General features: G+C 44.4%; 18 protein-coding genes, 1 tRNA gene and 1 other RNA gene. 3 read left to right on the top strand and 17 right to left on the bottom strand.

Annotation, left to right across the window (positions count from 1 at the left end; translation table 11 throughout):
* Nucleotides 1-57: 57 nt before the first annotated feature.
* From A3729_RS14570 to ffs, 13 genes are all read right to left on the bottom strand, one after another.
* Nucleotides 58-867, bottom strand: a complete 810-nt coding sequence (locus A3729_RS14570; protein ID WP_068509730.1) for an MOSC domain-containing protein — start codon at nt 865-867, stop codon at nt 58-60.
* Nucleotides 868-1797 carry a chemotaxis protein gene (locus A3729_RS14565; protein ID WP_068509728.1) on the bottom strand — a complete coding sequence of 310 codons (930 nt, stop codon included), beginning with the start codon at nt 1795-1797 and terminating at the stop codon, nt 868-870. It lies immediately after the preceding gene.
* Nucleotides 1798-1984: 187 nt separating this feature from the next.
* Nucleotides 1985-2060: transfer RNA gene (locus A3729_RS14560), tRNA-Gly, on the bottom strand.
* Between the two features lie 234 nt (nt 2061-2294).
* Entirely contained in the window at nt 2295-4853 is a 2559-nt protein-coding gene (locus A3729_RS14555) for a vWA domain-containing protein (RefSeq protein ID WP_068514789.1), read from the bottom strand.
* A 174-nt stretch (nt 4854-5027) separates the two neighbouring features.
* Nucleotides 5028-5282, bottom strand: a complete 255-nt coding sequence (locus A3729_RS14550; RefSeq protein ID WP_068514784.1) for a DUF1653 domain-containing protein — start codon at nt 5280-5282, stop codon at nt 5028-5030.
* Entirely contained in the window at nt 5279-5626 is a 348-nt protein-coding gene (locus tag A3729_RS14545; RefSeq protein ID WP_068514779.1) for a hypothetical protein, read from the bottom strand. Before A3729_RS14545 ends, A3729_RS14550 begins: the two co-directional genes overlap by 4 nt.
* Before the next feature lie 105 nt (nt 5627-5731).
* Nucleotides 5732-6169 (bottom strand): YcgN family cysteine cluster protein, encoded by a 438-nt coding sequence (locus A3729_RS14540; RefSeq protein ID WP_082865207.1) that lies wholly within the window; start codon nt 6167-6169, stop codon nt 5732-5734.
* Nucleotides 6170-6193: 24 nt separating this feature from the next.
* Nucleotides 6194-6508: a YcgL domain-containing protein gene (locus tag A3729_RS14535; protein WP_231872079.1), complete on the bottom strand. Its 315-nt coding sequence runs from the start codon at nt 6506-6508 to the stop codon at nt 6194-6196.
* Nucleotides 6509-6513: 5 nt separating this feature from the next.
* Complete coding sequence (rnd, locus tag A3729_RS14530; RefSeq protein WP_068514769.1) at nt 6514-7626, bottom strand: ribonuclease D; 1113 nt, start codon at nt 7624-7626, stop codon at nt 6514-6516.
* 4 nt (nt 7627-7630) lie between these two features.
* Nucleotides 7631-8239: a recombination mediator RecR gene (gene recR, locus A3729_RS14525; protein WP_068514766.1), complete on the bottom strand. Its 609-nt coding sequence runs from the start codon at nt 8237-8239 to the stop codon at nt 7631-7633.
* Nucleotides 8240-8277: 38 nt separating this feature from the next.
* On the bottom strand, nt 8278-8604 hold the full coding sequence (locus A3729_RS14520; RefSeq protein ID WP_068507357.1) for a YbaB/EbfC family nucleoid-associated protein: 327 nt from the start codon (nt 8602-8604) through the stop codon (nt 8278-8280).
* A gap of 64 nt (nt 8605-8668) precedes the next feature.
* Complete coding sequence (gene dnaX / locus A3729_RS14515; protein ID WP_068514763.1) at nt 8669-10564, bottom strand: DNA polymerase III subunit gamma/tau; 1896 nt, start codon at nt 10562-10564, stop codon at nt 8669-8671.
* A gap of 213 nt (nt 10565-10777) precedes the next feature.
* An RNA gene (ffs, locus tag A3729_RS14510) (signal recognition particle sRNA small type) lies at nt 10778-10874 on the bottom strand.
* 382 nt (nt 10875-11256) lie between these two features.
* On the opposite strand from ffs, the gene A3729_RS14505 reads away from it, so the two are divergent.
* Entirely contained in the window at nt 11257-13110 is a 1854-nt protein-coding gene (locus A3729_RS14505) for a bifunctional diguanylate cyclase/phosphodiesterase (protein ID WP_068634017.1), read from the top strand.
* A 22-nt stretch (nt 13111-13132) separates the two neighbouring features.
* Here A3729_RS14505 and A3729_RS14500 read toward each other — a convergent pair whose 3' ends face one another.
* Together A3729_RS14500 and A3729_RS14495 are read right to left on the bottom strand one after the other, a co-directional pair.
* Nucleotides 13133-15175 carry an NADPH-dependent 2,4-dienoyl-CoA reductase gene (locus A3729_RS14500; protein ID WP_068514757.1) on the bottom strand — a complete coding sequence of 681 codons (2043 nt, stop codon included), beginning with the start codon at nt 15173-15175 and terminating at the stop codon, nt 13133-13135.
* A 120-nt stretch (nt 15176-15295) separates the two neighbouring features.
* Nucleotides 15296-15883: a heme-binding beta-barrel domain-containing protein gene (locus A3729_RS14495; protein WP_068514756.1), complete on the bottom strand. Its 588-nt coding sequence runs from the start codon at nt 15881-15883 to the stop codon at nt 15296-15298.
* Nucleotides 15884-16161: 278 nt separating this feature from the next.
* Between A3729_RS14495 and A3729_RS14490 the strand changes: the two genes are divergently transcribed.
* Both A3729_RS14490 and A3729_RS14485 read left to right on the top strand, forming a co-directional pair.
* A complete protein-coding gene (locus A3729_RS14490; protein WP_068514753.1) occupies nt 16162-17391 on the top strand; it encodes a pyridoxal phosphate-dependent aminotransferase in 1230 nt (409 codons plus the stop codon).
* A 14-nt stretch (nt 17392-17405) separates the two neighbouring features.
* Nucleotides 17406-17855 (top strand): hypothetical protein, encoded by a 450-nt coding sequence (locus tag A3729_RS14485; protein WP_068513932.1) that lies wholly within the window; start codon nt 17406-17408, stop codon nt 17853-17855.
* A 112-nt stretch (nt 17856-17967) separates the two neighbouring features.
* Here A3729_RS14485 and A3729_RS14480 read toward each other — a convergent pair whose 3' ends face one another.
* Both A3729_RS14480 and A3729_RS14475 read right to left on the bottom strand, forming a co-directional pair.
* Complete coding sequence (locus A3729_RS14480; protein WP_068514798.1) at nt 17968-19137, bottom strand: ATP-NAD kinase family protein; 1170 nt, start codon at nt 19135-19137, stop codon at nt 17968-17970.
* Between the two features lie 4 nt (nt 19138-19141).
* The coding region (locus A3729_RS14475) for a flagellar brake protein (protein WP_068634016.1) at nt 19142-19835 on the bottom strand (694 nt) is incomplete at its 5' end.

The following is a 19835-nucleotide window of genomic DNA, read 5'->3' as shown; positions in this document are numbered from 1 at the left end:
AGTACCTTTCAGTTAAATGCCTATTTCTATGTTTAGAAATAGGCTGAAGCGCTTTACCTATCCCTCTTCAAGCACCTCAATTACTCTTAGCTTATCATCGAGTGAGATTTTCCCTGTATTAAGTTGAACCATATTCTGTCCGAAACAAACACCAAAATCGTTTTTTCGATACTTAGCTAGCGTCTTTAGAGGCTCTTTGCCAATCTCGCCATGCTCATCAATGCAAGTCATAATACAGCGGCTACATGGCTTAACTAATGCAAACTCTATCTCACCGATAGCAATACGCTTCCACGAGTCTTCTTGAAAAGGGATATCGCCTTCAAGCACAATATTCGGCCGAAAACGGTTCATGCCAACAGGAACTTCCAAGCGGCTATTCAGGTCATCTAATGAGGCCTGGTTAGTCAATAAAATCGGGAAACCGTCAGCAAAGCTAACTTGCTGGCTCTCTGCAAAGAACTCACGGTCGACCTGGCGAAAAGTTGAGTCAGGCATATAGGCCAAAGCCACATTCACCCCCAAATAGTCTGAAATAACTTGTGTCCGGCGGTCTTGTACGGTGAGCGCACCCACTTCATCAGACCAGACACATACATCAGCTTCTTTAGAAAACTCACTTAGCGAAAAACTGACCTCAGGAATGCCCTCGTCCGATATATTTAAAGTACTACCATCAAAGCTTGCAGAAACTTTGGCTAAGGCGCTATATTTTCGCTGAGTAATAAATCGCCCGGCATCATCCACCAACATAAAACGTCGATCAAAACGCAAACCAAAGCGATCAATTTCAACTTCACTTAAGGATACCGGACCAAGAGATTTGACCGGATGAATATTCAAAGCGGAAATTTTATATTCAGACATTTAAGAAGCCTGTTCTTTGACGTAGTCAAGAACAGCTGTTGCAAGCTCATCAGGCTGAAATTTGGATAGCAAGCGATTACACCCAACTCGCTCTGCCATAGCCTGGTTAAAACTACCACTCAAAGAAGTATGCATAATTACATAAAAGTGGCTCAATCGATCATCTTTACGAATTTCAGTCGTTAGTCGATAACCATCCATTTCCGGCATCTCGGCATCTGTTAGCACAAGTAAGCATTGCTTAAGCTTTTCCGGATCATTATCCGCCCACTCCTTAAGCATTTCATAAGCTCTTAAGCCATTTGGTGCAGTAATGGTAGGTAAACCTAGCTTTTCTATCGTACCGGTCGCCTGTGCAATTGCGACCGGTGAGTCATCGACCACCAAAACAAACTTTTCTCCTAATGAATCAATCAACTCATTCTCGAGAAGCTCTTCAGAGACATCAGTTGAATACGGAGAAATATCTGACAAGACCTTCTCTACATCAATAATCTCGACAATCTGTTCCTGATAGCGTGTTATGGCCGTTAAGTAATGCGCCCTACCCGCCGCTACCGGAGGCGGCATGATATCTTCCCAATTGAGGTTAACTATTTGCTCTATTCCGGCAACCAAAAAAGCCTGCACACTTCGATTATATTCAGAGACGACAATAATGGATTCACTGTTAACCTCAAGCGGCCTCATACCAATTGCCTGACTTAAATTGATAACGGGGACAGTCTGCCCCCTAAAGTGAGTGACACCACAAATACAAGGATGACGATGAGGCATCGCAGTTAGGTTTGGTAAATTCAGAACCTCTTGAACCTTAAATACATTGATTGCAAAGGTCTGATGACCGCTAAGCTTAAACATAAGCAACTCTAAGCGATTTTCACCTACCAGCTTGGTTCTTTGATCGACCGAAGCCAAAACACCCGACATCTTACCCTCCAGGAAAGCAGCAAATTCACCGCTAAAATCTTATCATGCAAATGCTCTACGAAAAGCCAAGCCAAGCTAGGCGCGCAGATATTCATAATGTACTAAATAGCAATAAGTTTAGACCATAAAGAAGGTCTCGACTGAAGAATGAGCCGAATTTAATGATCGATAGGTAATAAAGATAAATTGGAGCGGGAAACGAGATTCGAACTCGCGACCCCAACCTTGGCAAGGTTGTGCTCTACCAGCTGAGCTATTCCCGCTTAATCTGGTGTGATTTTTTACTTGATCATACAAGAGAGAAGTAATAACACCCCTCTTAAAACCCGATTATTTACAGAGAGTTACGCCCTCAGATCGAGTGAGGGCGTATTATAGGGAGAGCATTTTTGTCATGCAAGTCCTTTAATAATAAAAAGCGTGAAAAAGATAACACTTTTGAAATCTATCTCGAACCTTGCCCGATCACCCTACAAAATCATCAGCAGACGCTTAGATTAAGCGCCCTTATCCTTTTCTTCATCTGAGGGCAGGTCATCTGTGTCACCGATATCGAAGTCTTCCAAGTTGAACTCTTCGTCATCGTCGTCATCCAGCGGGTCGCTTAGATCCAATGCATCTTCAATTTCCTTTTCCAAGTCCTCTTCAGGCTCATCCGCAGCATCCTCAATCGCTTGAGCAATATCGGCAGCCAGGTCCTCGTCATCCCCGGAAATGTCCAGCGCATCGGCCTCTTCCGGCTCATCAAGCTCAAGCTCCTGAGCGACATCACTTAAGTCATCGGTAGATAGGTCCACGACCTCTTCAGGCTCAGGCTCAGGCTCTACTAAAGGTTCGTCATCCTCTTCAAGCTCAACAAGCGGCTCGTCATCCTCTTCCAACTCAACTAGCGGCTCATCATCCTCTTCCAACTCAACAAGCGGCTCATCCTCTGGCTCCTGAGAGGCAACTGGAACTTCTTCGGGTGGCTCTTCAACAAAGTCTAAGCCATCATCCGGTTCTGCTTCGGGTTCTTCTTCCACCTCAGCACTCGCTTCAGTTTCTACATCTTCTGCAATTTCTTCAACATCCTGATCGCTCAGGATTTCTGTTTCTTCAACTTCCTCTTCTTCCTCTTTCGCCTGACGCTTTTTAAGCAAATAGAAGGCTAAGCCACCCAAGAGCAAGCCCCCTAGAACACCGCGGCCGATAATAAACCAAATCATCATATCGTCTTCTGACTCTTCTACCAGCTCTTCTTCCGCTTCGGGCTCTTCAACAGGCTCTTCCACCTCTTCCTTAACGGGCTCTTCGGCTGGCTGAGGCAGCTCTTCTTTCGCTTCCTCTTTAGGTTCTTCAGCTTTCGGCTCTTCTACCTTTTCTTCCGCAATTGCCTCTGCAGGCAACTCTTCTGGGGCATCTTCTTGCTCGTTCACTGACACGATATTATTTGAAGCACCCGCCGGTATCGGGAACTCAGCCTCAAAAGGCTTAGGCTTGAACTTGAATTTCTTTCCTTCAATCGTCTCGGCCTTTACCTTAACAGCCACTTTATACAAGCCATCGCCTTTATCTGGCTTAATCGGTAATACCCAGCGCCCCGCCTCGGCATCTAATTCCAAGGCATTGATTAAACTACTCCCATCAGGAGCATTTACCTTCGCAAATATATTGGTATCAGTCAGAGATATCGTCTCACTCATCGGCGTGACCACTAGCGCATAATGAGCTTCATCTCCTTCCCCTTTAACCGAAAATTCAAAATCAAAAGGCGCTCTCAAATTAATAATCTGGCGTTTCTTACGCTTAAAGGTTTTCCCATCAACCAAGACCGTCACTTCATACTGACCGACCTTACTTAACTTACGAATAGCTTCTCTAAAAACGCCGTCTTCAGGAACCTCATCCGACATAGACTTCTTAGCCGTTTTATTGCTTTCTGTTTTAAGCTGCAGCTGCACATCTAATAACTGCAAAAAATCAGGATTAGTAACTGTCTTCCCTTCTTCACTAAAGCTAACGTCAACATTCAAGGGATCACCAGCGAAGAAATTGACCGGTAGTTTGCTAACATTAAGCTGCAAGTTACTAACCACTGTCACCTGGCTTCCTGGTTGAACTTCGGAGTTAATCTTCCACGTGCCTTCTAAAGGACGACTGACAGTAATCAAGTCATAACCTTTATCCTGATACCATTTGATATCCTCACCCTGGTTTTCATAGCTATATACTTTTTCATCAGGAGATAGAATTTCGGTCGGAATGCTGCCATCCCCTCTAAAGATCAAAGCAGTAAATTCTTCGATGCTAGAATCGATAACAAACTCATTTCCCTCGATAGGTACCTGCTCACTAGGAACGGCCTGTTCAAGAGCTTGGAGAAAAATTCGAGTCAGGTCTTCAGGGGTCTCGGCAACCGCCGATTGTCCACCCGTTTGAATAGCTAACTTATCCATTAAGGATTTATCAGCATTTTTTGACAAAGAGATTGAATGAATCTTGGCGCCCTTCTCTTTAAAGGTAGCCATCACTGAAGTTAGAATACGCTCACGTTCTGAGGCATTTTTCTCGGGGTCTTTATCAATATCGACCATGCCATCAGTCAGTAGAATGAAATGAGTATTCGAGAAGTCCTTACCTTCTTTATAAAAATCATCAGAAGCCTTCTCAAGCACTGCCCCAATATTTGTATATAGCGCTACAGAATTGATTTTCTTTGCTTTTTCTTTAGCGTCAAGACGCCATTGCTCATCAACAGCTTTTAACTTGACCAAATTATTAACCCATTGACCAAAAGTCCAAACACCCGCTTCATCGCCATCGGGAATCAGCTCAGTTAATAGGTTAACCGCCGGGATTCGCAAGTTGGCCGGATCATTCTTCTTCATGCTCCCGGAGATATCGATCAGCATACGTATATCGGCCCCCGCTTCATTAGCAGCGGCATCTTGTGCGAAAGCATTAGCTGAAATTAATACATTGACGAAGACCGCCAGTGTTAACATACGCTTAATAAGGCTAAGCCCTCTCAGCTTTTGCGTTATCACCTGGCGCGCAAATGATAGTTTGGAGTTCATAGATTCCCCTGCATGATCCCGGCCCAAACAAATGAGGCATTATGGACAAAATTAGTCGAACATAGATAATTTATAGCAGGTTTTACAACAACAACAATGCGATATTAAAAGTATTTTCTCTTAAATTAACGCTTACCTGTTGTTTTTATAGAAGATTAGTGTGTTTCACTAAGTTTAGAGTGATGAAGGTAAATGTTTTCCTAGCTCGACGTTATAGGCATTGATGAGCTTAAAGCGATCTTGCTCTAGACCGTTGATGGACACTGACTCTTTAAACATATCTAAAGGACGCACCCACAATCCAAACTCGCCATATAAAGCTCTATAGACAACCAACTTTTCCTCTGTCTCGCTATGCGTGACCAGGCCAAGTACCTCGTATTCAGCCCCCTTATAATGCTGATACAAGCCTGTTTCGATACCACTCATCCAGCCTTCTCCATACCCAAGAGTCTTCTCATAACCGATTCCAACATCACCACAACGATCATTAATGCATAAGCGGCGGCAATATAAACCCCTGCTTGAAGCGCTTTATCTGTGTGACCCAAAACCCAGTCATAAGCACCAACAAGGTAGGCGGGTGCCAGCCAAATACTTGCATCTGTCGCAATATTGATAGGCGTTAACAAGAGGACGGCAACCAGAACCCTTAAAGATCGCCGGGTTCGACGTAGCTTGAGATTTCTGGTCATTCGCCAAAATACGGCAATCATCACGAGCGCGGAAATCAGGTACACTGCCCACGCAGCAAGGTATGAAAAACTTTCCAACTATCTATCCTTAAGCCTATATCAACTAAACAAGATCGAGCGAGCCCATCTCATTATTAATTCGCAATTTTTAGTGTAGTTCATCTGCCTGACAGCCATAACAAACTAAATTATGTAGTCTTCCCAATCGTCTTCTGAAACCAGGCTTTCGCTGATTGCTTTTGAGCGCACCGAAATGTGATTTTCATGCATCATAATTTTGCTACCCGCGATCAAGGGGTGCCACTGGGGTAGCGGCTTCCCTTCAAATAGCAAACGATAAGAACAAGTTTCAGGGAGCCATACCGAGACCTCAGGTAAATCAGTCACACTTAGGTTAAGACAGTCAGGCACATAATTGTTTCGCTTGGAATAGACAGTACACTGACAAGCATCCGTATCCAGATATTCACAGCTGATACAGGTAAACAGCAAGTCATCGCTGTCTTCATCCTGGAGCTTATGCATACAGCACTTACCACAGCCATCACACAGAGCTTCCCACTCTTCTTTCGAAAGCTGGTCTAAGGCTTTTTCTTTCCAAAAAAACTTATCTACCGCCAATTGACTCGTCTCACCGTCATTAATTTAGCCGTGCAAACTATCTTTAGGTGGCTTATATAAATCCAACATTTCCGGGTCTTTTGCTGGCGGCATCTGCAAATAAAAGCCTTTCTCAGCAATATCGTCCAAAATTTTCTTAGCATCCGCACGGGCCAATTTCTTTTCTGGCGTGAGTATCATATCCATCACATGCTCAGCTTGCCCAAATATTTGCATCAGTGCATCAGGCAAAGAAGTCAGTTCATCCGCTCGGTCGAGGTATAAGTACATTTCCTGCTTCTTTTTACTCTTATAAACCGAGCAAAATCGTTTCGTACTCGAGGTATATTGCGTCATCATTTCTCCTAAATTCCTAGCGCCTTTGACATTTTTTCTGCTAACCAAGGCTTGCGCCATCCCAAATACTCGTTAGGCAAACTTTTATCGCCATGCCGACGAACATTTATGACAACACGTTCTAACATTTTTCTTGAGCCCAGTAACTGAACAGCAATCCCCGAATCTTTGGCGACCTGCGCGACTATCGCTTTTAGCTTCTGGTAATAATCCAGCTCCCGGCCTCTAACCGGTCGGTCAATCGGGCGTAAGTCAATTTCTGAATCACTAAACTCCGCAATTATTTCCAACAATTCCTCGCCATAGCGGCGAATAGATTTATGCTGAATATCTTTAATACGCTTCAGGTCAGACAAAACTTCTGGATGTGTTTCAGCAATTTGAATCAAACTTGTATCTGAAAACACCCAAGGTTTAGGAATATTTTTTGATTGTGCCAAGTCATCACGCCACATAACCAGCGTTTTTAGTAAAGACTGATCCACCTTTTTAAGCTCACAGCCACCACGCAGCTTCAAATAAGCATTCTCTGGTGCATCCCAAGACTGAAAAAACTGCTGAACCAATGAAGCACTTTCTTCTAATACCGCTGCCATAAAAGACTTGGCTGAAAGCTGTGCCTGCAGCTCAGAATAAAGCGTCAGCAAATACTCAACATCTTTCGCAGCATAAGCTAACTGGCTATCAGACAAAGGGCGACGCAGCCAGTCGGAGCGCGTTTCAGACTTGTCTAGCTCATGCCCAAGCACCTCTTGCACAAGCTTTTGGTAACCAAGCGACGGCCCTAAACCCAAAAATGCTGCCGCCAACTGGGTATCAAACGCGGCTTTGATGCGCGCACCCGTCGAATGAAACAAAAGCTCAATATCTTCACTCATCGAATGCAAGACCTTGACCACTGACTCACTTTCTAGCAAAGGCGCTAACAAACTGAGATCATCTACTTCCAAAGGGTCAATCAGGTAGACGTGCTCGCCTGCTGCAATCTGTATGAGACCCGGTGCTGCGAAATAGGTGTTGGTTCGCATAAATTCGGTATCGATTGCAACGACAGTTTCATTTAAACAAAGCTTTATAGCCTCAGTAAGCGCTGCTGCATCATTAATAATCTGGACACTCATTTAATCAACCTTCTTCAATAACAGGCTTGCGCCCGGAAAAGGCATGACTAAGCGTCCCACCATCAACATAACCAAGATTCCCACCTAGAGGAATACCATGCGCTAAGCGCGTAATGAGTACATCAGACTCACTAAACACTTCAGCAATGTAATGAGCCGTTGCTTCACCTTCAACGGTTGGGTTTGTAGCCAATATTATTTCCTTGGCTGACAATGAGCTGACTCGATCCATTAAAGCTGGAATGCCGATCTCTGCAGGACCTTTACCATCAAGTGGTGACAAGCTACCTTTCAATACGAAGTACACACCCTTAAACTGATGTGTCTGTTCAATCGCGATCAAATCAGAGGGAGATTCGACAACACATAAAGTGTTGTGTTCCCGCTGAGCGTCCTGACAGATATGACAATACTCACTTTCACTTAAGGTTCGACACCCCACACACTCGCCTACTGCTTCCAAAGCATGCGACAAGGAATTAGCCAAACGCTGGGCACCATTGGGTTTTTCATCCAACAGCGACAGAGCCATTCGCTGGGCAGACTTCTGCCCTACTCCAGGCAAAACTCTTAGTGACTCAATCAGCTCATCAATAACAGGACCGAAAGTCATACTCTTATTTCATCCACAATTGCATTAAAAGTCGATCGTTAGAACGGCATTTTGAAGCCAGGAGGGAAGCCCATACCTTCCGCTAAGCCTGACATTGCATTTTTGTTCTTTTCTTCGATCCTTCTTACCGCATCATTTACTGCTGCAGCAAGTAAATCTTCCAAAAACTCTTTATCTTCACTCAACACAGTGTCATCTAGCTCAACCTTAATAACATCATGACGACCATTCATCACAACCTTCACCAAGCCAGCACCGGATTCACCCATCACTTCTGCATTCGCAGCTTCTTCTTGCTGCTTTTGAAGCTCTTCTTGCATTTTTTGGGCTTGCTTCATAATATCGCCCAAGTTTCCACCAATCATATTTTTCTCCACTTACTATTGTGCAGAGCGTCTTCAGAAGGCAACTGCACGCGATCATATTTTATTAAATAATCTGCCCTAAAGCTTTAATGCTATTTTCAATCAACACACCATCAAACTCTCTAATCATCTGTTGGACATAGGGGTCATTTTCAACACTCAGTTTTGCTTGCTCCCCCATTTCCGCTTTCACGCGTTCACGCCACATCATCGGCGACTCGTGTTCGGGCTTTAAGCCCTCGAAGAAAGTAATATTTCGCCCTTGTGCCACTTCTTTACTCAATGATTCACGAATCCGCCCTTCATGACTTGGATTTAGCAAACGAAAGTGTCCAGCCTCAAAATAAAGATTCAAGCCGTCCGGGTTCTCTTCTAGCACTGAGTTAAGCATTAAATTAAGCGTCATTCCGCTAAGACCCAATTGTGTCACCTGCTTATTCCATCCGCTTGAAAGGACATCTGCGGCAAGCTCACTTTTCTCTACATGATCCTGAGACGAACTCTCTGCAATAGGAGATTTTTCCTCATTCCGCAAAGTAGATTGTTTATCAGGTTCAGGCACTGGTTCCGAGACAGGTTCTTGAACTGGACTTTCAACAACGCTGGTAACAGGCTGCTCAGTTTCTGCAAAGCTCTGCGTTTCAACAGGCTCTTGTAAGCGGCTGGCAGTCGACTCAGAGGTCTCAACAGGTGCCCGTTCAACTTGTGCTACACCCTCAACATTTAAACCTTCACTATTCAGAAGTGTTTTTTTTTTGCTTTCGTCCTCAGACAAATTATTCTCTAGCGGAGCACTTTGCACAGTTTGCTCTTCAGCAACCGGCACTTCATTGCCTACAGGCGCTGTGACAATATCAATTCCTAGCTGATCACTAGGGCTTAACTGGAAAGCAAGCATTCTGAGCAAGGCCATTTCAAGGCCAGATTTAGGGTCAGGCGTAATCGCCAAGTCCTGACGACTAACCAAGGCCACTTGATAGAAAAGCTGAACATCTTCGGCACATAACTTACGAGCATAGGAAACGACGTGCTCCTGATCACCCATAGAGTTATCACAAGCGCCAGGAACAGCCTGCTCGATAGCCACACGATGAAGCACTTCTGCAATCGTCGCTAACACTGAAGCATAATTTGGGGAAAATTCGGCGAGCGCTTTAATTTCGTCAAGCATCGCTGCCGCATTTCTTGAAATCAAACAATCCAGAATACGATAGATCTTTTTCTGGTCAACCGTCCCCAGCATTGCACTAACGCCAGTCTCGGTAAGTGCATGGTTTCCATAAGCTATAGCCTGATCAGTCAGACTAAGCGCATCACGCATACTGCCATCAGCAGCTCTGGCAAGCGCCCATAAAGCCATATCCTCAAAACTAACCTGCTCTTGACCAAGGATATTCTGCAGGTGCCCAACAATGCGTTCTGGCGACATATTCTTCAGATTGAACTGGAGGCAACGCGAGAGAATCGTTACAGGAAGCTTTTGCGGGTCGGTTGTCGCAAACAAGAACTTAACATGCTCTGGAGGTTCTTCGAGCGTTTTCAACAAAGCATTGAAACTTGATTGCGAGAGCATATGAACTTCATCAATCAGATATATCTTGAAGCGGCCTTCAGAGGGAGCATACTGAACATTTTCCAGAAGCTCACGCATATCCTCTACTTTGGTTCGAGAGGCCGCATCGATTTCAATCAGATCAACATAGCGGCCTTCAGTAATACTGGTACAAGCACCGCACTGACCGCAGGGTTCAGCAGTAATACCTTGATGACAACTTAGACATTTCGCCAGAATACGGCCAATTGTCGTTTTACCGACACCCCGGGTACCGGTGAACAAATAAGCATGATGCAGCCTTTGACTTTCAAGCGCATGAATCAAGGCCTTAAGAACGTGCTCTTGACCAACCATCTGTTTGAAATTTTGGGGGCGCCACTTACGCGCAAGTACCTGATAACTCATGAAATCATCTTAGCAAAGTAAACGATTAAAATCTTAAGACGCTATAGTACACTGACAAGAGGCTTAAAACGACTTTGTTTTCACATCCAAATAGCTTCTATTCACAAGCACTCGGACTCAAAGGAATCAAATATAGAGATTATTAAAGACTTAGATCAACAGGAAGTAGCTATTCAGAAAGAAGAACTAGGGAAGAAAAATTAAGGTGATGACTTCCACCAGCTACACCTCGGCACATAAATCCACCGCTATGGCTGCTCCCTTCCGGGCCTGACCAGGTTAACAGCTTATTATTGCGTGGGAACCAATGAAAGTCACCATAACATTCCAAGCAAAATGGGCATATTGAAATGCAGTACTGCTGGAAAGTGCGCGCATTCTAACAAAGCTTAGTAAGCATGAAAAGAGAGTATCAAACGAATATTGGTGTTTTTTACATGCAATATTTGAGGCCAGTGTAAAAACAGCTGTTTCTACACTGGCCTCAAATCACTAATAACTGGATTAAGCTGATAATTTACCACTTAGAATACTTAACTATAACGGCCTTTATTTCTTTGCATAAGGCAAAAAACTGGCTAATAATTAATCGATTCAATACTTAATTATAATCAGGTGAAATGTGCAAACCCGATTATGCTTGGCAAGTTGGACATTTAAGATCTCTCACCCGCTAGCTGTAGAGGTATTTCATGCGGTATGAACAGCTTCAAGCATTACTGACCCACCAAACTGCGCTAATAAGCAGAATTGCGCTGGAAGCAGACTTAAAACTCTGCCTCCAAGATATTGCTATTCATATCGAAGCCCTTGTCGACGAACATATCAAGACCGCTATTTTCATTATCGAGAATGAAGAGCTCCGTCAACTGGCAGCCCCCAGCCTACCCGAGCTATTCCATTCAAAAGTTGACCGCATACCGATCGCTCACGATAGCATGCCCTGTGCTATAGCAGCGCAGACGGGTGAAACCATCATTATTGAAGACCTGCAAAATACGTTTTATTGCCAAAATTTTGCTCATTTATCGCTAACACTAAACCTTAAAGCCTGCTGGGCAACTCCCATATTTTCGGCCCAAAAGGAGGTCCAGGGAGTATTCATTGTCTATTTTCCTGAAATTCAAAGACCAAATGAATCACATTTAGAAATCCTGGAACACTTCACTCACCTAACCAGCATTGCATTAGAGAAGCATAACCTCCGAACCCAGCAACAAAAAGCTCAAACCCAGATAGAACAACTTGCATTTTACGATGCTCTAACCAATCTCCCCAATCGTCGACTTTTGATGGACAGAACCCAGAAAGTTATCGATAGGATTAAACGAGAACACCTCTTTGGCGCCCTGATATTTATCGACCTCAATGGTTTCAAGCGAATCAATGACTCCATAGGCCATTATGTGGGTGACAAACTTCTGGTATCCGTGGCCCGGCGGCTTCAAAACTCTATAAGAGAAGTCGATACCATCGCTAGGATTGGTGGCGATGAGTTTGTTATTTTGCTTGAAGACCTCAGTAGCTCTCGCAAGCAAGTAGAGCAAGAAGCTCTTCAAGTTGCCCAACGAAGCCTTAAAGACCTTGAAAAACACTTTGAATTATCAGACCGACGTTACCGTATCGACGCGAGCATCGGCATAGCAGTCATCAACGAATTCGATTGCGATGCAATAGAACTGCTTAAGCACGCCGATGCCGCTATGTATGAAGCGAAAAAGACTCCCCACAAAAAAATATGCTTCCATAATGATGTGCTTCAGGAGTCCATTGATCACCGCCTACGTGTTGAAGGGGAAATCAATGATGCGCTGGAGCACTTTGCCTTCCACGCCCATTATCAACCTCAAGTAGATTTGAATGGAAAACTAATTGCCGCAGAAGCTTTAATTCGCTGGCATCACCCTGAAAGAGGCCTAATCTACCCGAATGATTTTATCCCCGTTGCCGAACGCATGGGCGCTATGGATAAAATTCAGGAAGCAATGCTAACCGAAGCTTGCGAAACACTTTGTCAGTTGAAGCGCTTAGACTTACTCAAAGATAACTTTCGCATATCGGTAAATATCTGCCCTTCCCAGCTTAAGTCCAACACACTACCAATGAACTTGATTCGCACACTGGAGCACTACGAGCTTTCCCCGGGATATTTTATGTTGGAAATAACGGAAGGGATGTTAATAGAGGACCTGGAACAAACCGTTTCTATCCTTGATGAGTTGAGGCAAAAAGGCTTCAAGATATCTATTGACGACTTTGGCACGGGCTACTCTTCACTGTCCTATCTAAACAGCCTGCCTGTGAACGAAATCAAAATTGATAAAAGCTTTATCAGCACCTTGTCTGATGAACCGTCGACACACGGAGTGATAGATACCGTTATCGCACTATCGAAACACTTCCACTTTGAAGTTATTGCCGAAGGAATTGAACAACCAACACAGCTTGAAGTACGGCGTAAGAAGGATGTAAAAGGAGTTCAAGGCTACCTTTTTGCAAAACCGATGAATCAGTCAGACTTCATCAATTGGGTTAAGGCAGCCTAGTTTATAAAAGCCTCTATAGAGATTAAATTTCAGCGGCCAAACGGGAACCTTGGTCAATGGCTCGTTTTGCATCCAGCTCAGCTGCGAGGTCTGCACCACCGATAACATGAACCTTCATCCCTTTACCCTCAGCACCCGCTTCCAACAAAGCATCTGCCAACTTACGATTTGAGTCCTGTCCTGCACACAAAATCACGTTATCTACCTCTAAAGTGCGGGACTTACCGTTCACTGTGATGTGCAAGCCTTCGTCATCAATCTGATCATACTGACAACCAGGAATCATGGTGACATGCTTTTGCTTAAGCACAGCTCGATGAACCCAACCAGAAGTCTTGCCTAGATTCTTACCTAGAGCACTCTCTTTTCTTTGTAGCAGGAACACCTCACGCTCTGGGGCAGAGACCTGAGGATCAATTAGGCCTGCACGATTGTTCAGCTGCGTATCAACCCCCCACTCTTTATACCACTGCTGCTTTTCGGCCTCTGGCGTTTCTCCGTGCTTATGAACTAGGAACTCACCAACATCAAAACCAATACCGCCTGCACCAATTATGGCTACTTTCTCACCAACAGGCTTTTTATCACGCAAAACATCCAGATAACTCATAACCTTTTGATGTTCAACACCAGGAATTGGAGGCGTTCGAGGAGAAATACCCGTGGCGACAATCACCTCATCAAACCCCTCTTTGATGAGGTCTTCGGCTTCAACCCAAGTATTCAAACGAAGGTCAACGCCATACTTTTCAATCATCTTACCGAAGTAGCGCATGGTCTCATTAAAGTCATCTTTGCCCGGCACTTGCTTGGCAATGTTAAACTGCCCGCCAATCTTGTCGCTTGCATCAAACAAACTCACCTGATGACCCCGCTCAGCCAATACCGTTGAAGCAGACATGCCTGCTGGCCCCGCACCGATAACCGCAACTCGCTTCTTGTCCTGAGTCGGCAAATATTTCAACTCAGTTTCATGACAAGCTCGAGGATTCACCAAGCACGACGCCCTTTTCATCTGAAAAGTGTGATCCAAACATGCCTGATTACATGCAATACAAGTATTGATTTCATCGCCTTTGCCCGCCTCGGCTTTCGATACGAAGAAAGGGTCAGCCAGTAAAGGGCGTGCCATAGAGACTAAATCTGCCTCACCCTTTTCGATAATATCTTCTGCAATCTCAGGCGTATTAATTCTGTTACTAGCACACACAGGAATTGAAACTGTCTTACGAAGCTTTTCTGTCGCAAAACTAAATGCAGCACGCGGCACAGAGGTAACAATTGTCGGGATACGCGCTTCGTGCCAACCAATACCAGTGTTAATAATGGTAGCACCAGCTGCTTCAATCTCTTTAGCCAAGACCTCAATTTCATCCCAACTCTGACCGCCGTCAACTAAGTCCATCAACGACATTCGGTAAACGATAATAAATTTCTCGCCAACCGCCTCACGTACACGACGTACTGTTTCGATAGCAAAGCGCATGCGGTTTTCTGCAGAGCCGCCCCATTTATCAGTTCGTGTATTGACTCGTTCAGCCAAGAATTGGTTAATCAAATAACCTTCTGATGCCATGATCTCAATACCATCATAATTAGCAAACTGTGCCATCTTGGCCGCATTAGCATAGTCATTGATGGTTGACTCAATTTGCTTCGAGCTTAGCTTACTCGGTTTAAAAGGCGTGATCGGGGATTTTTTATTTGTTGCTGAAACACTGTAAGGCGTATAGCCATAACGACCAGCGTGCAAAAGCTGCATACATATCTTGCCGCCTTCGTTATGTACTGCAGAGGTAACGCGACGATGCAATAAAGCCGTTAGTTTATTATCCATTCTAGAGCCCAAAGGCAAAAGCTCACCACGGCGGTTTGGAGAGAAACCGCCCGTAATCATCAGGCCCACCCCACCCCGAGCTCTTTCAGCAAAGAAAGCCGCCAGCTTATCGATATGATAAAAACGGTCTTCCAAGCCCGTGTGCATAGAACCCATAATGACGCGGTTCTTTAGAGTCGTAAAACCAAGATCGAGAGGGGCTAGCAAGTTAGGATAATGGGGATTCATAAGGAGCCTCGGCAGAAAAATTTTGTGCAAGTCTAAAGCGTTTTAGGCCAATTTGAAACTCCCTTCTTAAGGAGTTTCGCGGGCATGGAGTAATACTTGATACGGTAGAAAGTGATCAGATTAAGATATCTTGGTTAGGGTATTTTCATCGGTATGTTCGAAGCCACTCTCACCATAGATATCAACCACAGTTGTTTGCTGATAATGCAAGCGATCCCCCTCCACTTCCAATGTTTGACTGAAGGACTTGGTATTTGCTTTTTCCCTCATAAACGCCGCTTCAGTAATGCCCCAGGTATCGCTGCCATTTTCTGCTTCAACAAAAATAATCATCTTATTATTGATGTATTCAACTGTACCGCCAGCGAGCAGAGAGACACGACGAGGAATCGTAAAGCCATTACAAATGGTTTGGCTCTCAGCATCCCAAGTCCAGTAGCCTAGCTGATGATGAATTAGCTTGTCATCGCGCTTGCGACGAACTATTTGTTCGTACTGAACAATGCCCAAGTCTTGCTCTTCAGCATTACTCACATCACCCACGAGTTTGAATTCCAAGGTTTCATAGAAGGCGTTTTCTTCAACACCGTCGGGCTCCGGTGCAATGTCCATCCCTGTTTCACCTTGCCACTTTCCCAGCAACAGCGCTAAGGGCCCTACAAGCTTGGCATCTAAAACTTTGTTATCAATTGCTTTGAATTCTGACATAGCTACCTCGAATCTATTTTTCTATTAATAGGATAATGCTTTTTTCATTGTCGTTTTTAAAGCGCTTTAGAGAAATTTTAGTGCTGCCAAGCTAAATAAAGACTCTGAAATTGATTTAGATCTAAGCCATCTCTACTTCTCAGGGTTCTGAGCGCTTTATGCTTAAATATCAGTAAGACTAATAATTTACGTTCCATATCTTGCGTAATTTATTAGAATAGGATCTATAGTAAAAAGATAGCCTTATTTAATTTCTTAATTTAATGGATTCTTGCGTCATGAAAATCATCAAAAAATCTTCCAAACTTGATAATGTGTGTTACGACATTCGAGGGGAAGTCGCGCGAGAAGCCAAGCGTTTAGAAGAAGAAGGCCATCGAATCCTAAAGCTTAACATTGGCAACCCTGCGCCCTTTGAGTTCGACGTACCTGAAGAAATACAAACCGACGTCATTCGTAACTTGCCTAACGCTCAAGGCTATAGTGATTCAAAGGGCTTATACTCTGCACGTAAAGCCGTTATGCAGCATTATCAGTCAAAAAACATTCTCAATGTTGACATAGAAGATATCTATTTAGGCAACGGCGCAAGTGAGCTCATTGTTATGTCTATGCAGGCTCTGCTAAATGACGGCGATGAAGTGTTAATCCCCTCACCTGACTACCCTCTATGGACGGCTGCTGTAACGCTAAGTGGCGGTAAGCCTGTGCATTATCTATGTGATGAGGAGTCTAGCTGGTACCCAAGCGTCGAGGACATTCGCAGTAAAATTAACGACAATACCAAAGCAATTGTCGTCATTAACCCGAACAACCCGACCGGCTCGGTTTACCCTGAAAGCTTACTGAAAGAGTTGGTCGACCTTGCTCGAGAGTTTAAGCTGATGCTATTAGCTGACGAGATCTACGACAAAATTCTATATGACGGCGCAACTCACACACCCCTTGCGTCGCTGTCTTCAGATGTCCTTACATTGACCTACAATGGCCTATCTAAGACCCATCGTGCAGCCGGTTACCGGTCTGGCTGGATGATGATTACCGGTCCTAAGCATTATGCTGAAGATTTCATCGACGGCATCGATATGCTCGCGTCAATGCGACTTTGCTGTAATGTACCCGCTCAATACGCGATTCAAACCGCTTTGGGCGGTTATCAAAGTATCAATGACCTAATCGTTCCGGGCGGACGCTTATGGGAGCAGCGTGAGCTTGCCTGGAAAATGCTCAATGATATTAAGGGCGTTTCATGCGTCAAGCCTGATGGCGCGCTTTACCTCTTTGTTAAACTAGACCCTGAGATTTACCCGATCGTAAACGACGAAAAATTGGTCTTGGACTTGCTCAAACAGCAGCGTATTCTTATCGTTCACGGAACAGGCTTTAACCTCAGTGATACTCAGCACTTCCGATTCGTATTCCTTCCACGGGTAGACGTTCTGGAAGATGCAATTCAGCGTTTTGAATTGTTCCTAAAAACTTACGAACAATTACCTGAAGAGAACTAGGGTCAGCCATTTAAATGTTCAGCATCCATATTGAAGAGTTTTTTCTCGATTGCACCAAAATTCTGAAGCAACTGTATATGAGTTTCCCGATGAAGAGCAACGTCTTCGTCGAGGATATCTCAGGCCCAGACCAAGCTGATGAGTACGGTTTACATAGCGATCGTTTTCAAAGTTGTTTTGGCGCTATGCTTTGGCTCGAGCAAGAGCGCTTCATTAAGTTTGAAAGCACTCTTAAGCAAGAAGCTATTGATCAGGCGACCCTAACTTCAAAGGGTCTTAAGCTGATGTCCAGCATCTGCCACGACCAGCAAATTAATGTCTTAACTGAGCAAATTCATCCAATCATTGAAGGCCTGAAGGGCTTGCCGAATATCGATACACTCAATCATATTATGAAGCATGGCACCTCAAGCCAGCTCGCGATAGCCATGCAACATCTGATTCACAAATACTCTGATAACTAACAGACCACAACCCTTTCCGCACACAACGATCTAGCGCTGTCAAAAGCCCCGCCTGAAGCTGGCACTGAGGGGTAATAACATCAGGGTCGTGCACCTAATTCCTTTTATATTTTTAAGACAAATAACTAATCTCGTACATAAGTGCATCATCATAGCCACATATTATTTTATGAAAGCCAGATAACTGCTTATCAAGTTCGTCACAACCGCTATCAACATGCAAAGCCCGACCATTAAGGGCTCTAATTTTTTCTTGAGTCGAAATAAACTGAAGGTTACCGAGACCGGCCTGCCGAAGAACTCGTGGACTAATTTGTTGATTACCACGCCCTAAAACAATCCCCTGCCCACCTATAACAGAGAGAATCACCTTTACCCTGGGATATTGTTGCAGCAATTCAAATAGCTGAGCCTCATGAACGTCATTCGCGATAAGCGTGACATTTACACCATCAAAGAAACACACATCAACACCCAGCAATGTTGGCTGCTCCAAACCGATCATTTCCTTCAAGTGCTGTAAGGTGCCGCCTGAGCCGAGGACATACAAAGTATCATCTTCTAATTCTTCACTCATAAATGAGCAAAGCTCTTCAAGCATCAACTCATCATCCAGCATGCCCGAACATTTAACCGACTGAACCAGAAGCTGATCGTCCGGTATCAGCATTTCACCAAAATGCTGAGTCTTAACCAGCCCCTTGGCAAAAGCATCCTCATCAATATCTCTCACGTCTGCCATACGGGCTGACACTAAACGATGACTCGCCATACTTTCTACCACCGAAACCACCGCCTTAGGTGTTACCGCAAATACGCCAGAATGCATCTTTACACCTGCCGGAATCCCTAAAGCGCACTGCTGATCACCAATCACCGTGTAGATATCACGCGCAGTACCATCACCGCCGACAAACAACAGGATATCTATTGAGCGTTTCATAATCTCGGCTGCGGCTGCACGCGTATCGTCAGCTCGAGTTAATTCAGGAGGCTGGAACAAAACCTCGATATCAAAGACATCTGCAAACTCTGAACAGATATCTCCGCCCATCTGTCCACCTGCACACAAAAATGATACTGAAGCCAATCTACCCTGCAAAACTAAATCTTTCAGACCGACTAAAACCGCTCTTAGCCTATCGGCCGCCTTGGCCTCTACGCCTCTGGAAATCGCTATTTCTGTGGTAGATGCTGCATCACTACCTTTAAGCGCAGCCGGCCCACCCATTCCAGCTAGAGGGTTAAGCACCAAACCAAAAGTAAAACTTGCTTGGCTCATTGCCTTATCTTCGTTCATTTTCGTAAATGTAGCTGGAAAGTGTTAACACATACTCATCAGTCAGGTTCACAAACTGAATACCGACAATATAGCGACCTTCCTCACCAACTTCTTCATCGGTATTTAGCTCTATATTGCGGATAATACTCGGAAGGCAAATTCTCTTAGTCACACCGCTCGCACTCAGCTCAAAAGACACCAAAAGCTCATGCCCCTTTTCACCCAATGACTGGGGAGAAGACATTCTTGCACCAGTTTTGCTTAAGTTATCAATATAAGCAGGTTTAGGCCATTCACCAAAAATATCGAAGTCGCTATCTATTTCAGCCTCAATATTTGTCGTGACACGTTCAGAGTTACGAATCTGGAGCGCGGTAATTTCTTCAGGATAAACCAAGTGATAATAGCTATAAGGCTGAATTGAACGATAGGCGACACGAGTTTCAAAAGCACAGACTTGCTTACCCACCAAAAGCCGAACGGCCACTGTACTGTCTTTGTCCAGAAGCACTTCTTTACCTTCTCTCAAGGGAGAAGAAATTAATATGCTACGATTTTCAACAAAACCAATTAGGTTTACCTGATACTTACGTGCAGGAGAAATTGTTTCTAAAGTGACGGCCGCCCCAATTGATAAACCTAAGTTCGCAAAAGACGCAACTGGCCTATCTTGGGAATCATCAAGCTTCTCAGCCACA

It is taken from the genome of Oleiphilus sp. HI0043 (assembly GCF_001634935.1).
The sequence above is the reverse complement of the archived record's forward strand: the minus strand, read 5'-3'. Positions and strand labels throughout refer to the sequence as shown.

Bases quoted from the DNA above. Each gene is read 5' to 3' on its own strand.
- A3729_RS14570 (WP_068509730.1), bottom strand. From the start codon at position 867: ATGTCTGAATATAAAATTTCCGCTTTGAATATTCATCCGGTCAAATCT.
- A3729_RS14565 (WP_068509728.1), bottom strand. From the start codon at position 1,797: ATGTCGGGTGTTTTGGCTTCGGTCGATCAAAGAACCAAGCTGGTAGGT.
- A3729_RS14555 (WP_068514789.1), bottom strand. From the start codon at position 4,853: ATGAACTCCAAACTATCATTTGCGCGCCAGGTGATAACGCAAAAGCTG.
- A3729_RS14550 (WP_068514784.1), bottom strand. From the start codon at position 5,282: ATGAGTGGTATCGAAACAGGCTTGTATCAGCATTATAAGGGGGCTGAA.
- A3729_RS14535 (WP_231872079.1), bottom strand. From the start codon at position 6,508: ATGATGACGCAATATACCTCGAGTACGAAACGATTTTGCTCGGTTTAT.
- rnd (WP_068514769.1), bottom strand. From the start codon at position 7,626: ATGAGTGTCCAGATTATTAATGATGCAGCAGCGCTTACTGAGGCTATA.
- recR (WP_068514766.1), bottom strand. From the start codon at position 8,239: ATGACTTTCGGTCCTGTTATTGATGAGCTGATTGAGTCACTAAGAGTT.
- A3729_RS14520 (WP_068507357.1), bottom strand. From the start codon at position 8,604: ATGATTGGTGGAAACTTGGGCGATATTATGAAGCAAGCCCAAAAAATG.
- dnaX (WP_068514763.1), bottom strand. From the start codon at position 10,564: ATGAGTTATCAGGTACTTGCGCGTAAGTGGCGCCCCCAAAATTTCAAA.
- A3729_RS14505 (WP_068634017.1), top strand. From the start codon at position 11,257: ATGCGGTATGAACAGCTTCAAGCATTACTGACCCACCAAACTGCGCTA.
- A3729_RS14500 (WP_068514757.1), bottom strand. From the start codon at position 15,175: ATGAATCCCCATTATCCTAACTTGCTAGCCCCTCTCGATCTTGGTTTT.
- A3729_RS14495 (WP_068514756.1), bottom strand. From the start codon at position 15,883: ATGTCAGAATTCAAAGCAATTGATAACAAAGTTTTAGATGCCAAGCTT.
- A3729_RS14490 (WP_068514753.1), top strand. From the start codon at position 16,162: ATGAAAATCATCAAAAAATCTTCCAAACTTGATAATGTGTGTTACGAC.
- A3729_RS14485 (WP_068513932.1), top strand. From the start codon at position 17,406: ATGTTCAGCATCCATATTGAAGAGTTTTTTCTCGATTGCACCAAAATT.
- A3729_RS14480 (WP_068514798.1), bottom strand. From the start codon at position 19,137: ATGAGCCAAGCAAGTTTTACTTTTGGTTTGGTGCTTAACCCTCTAGCT.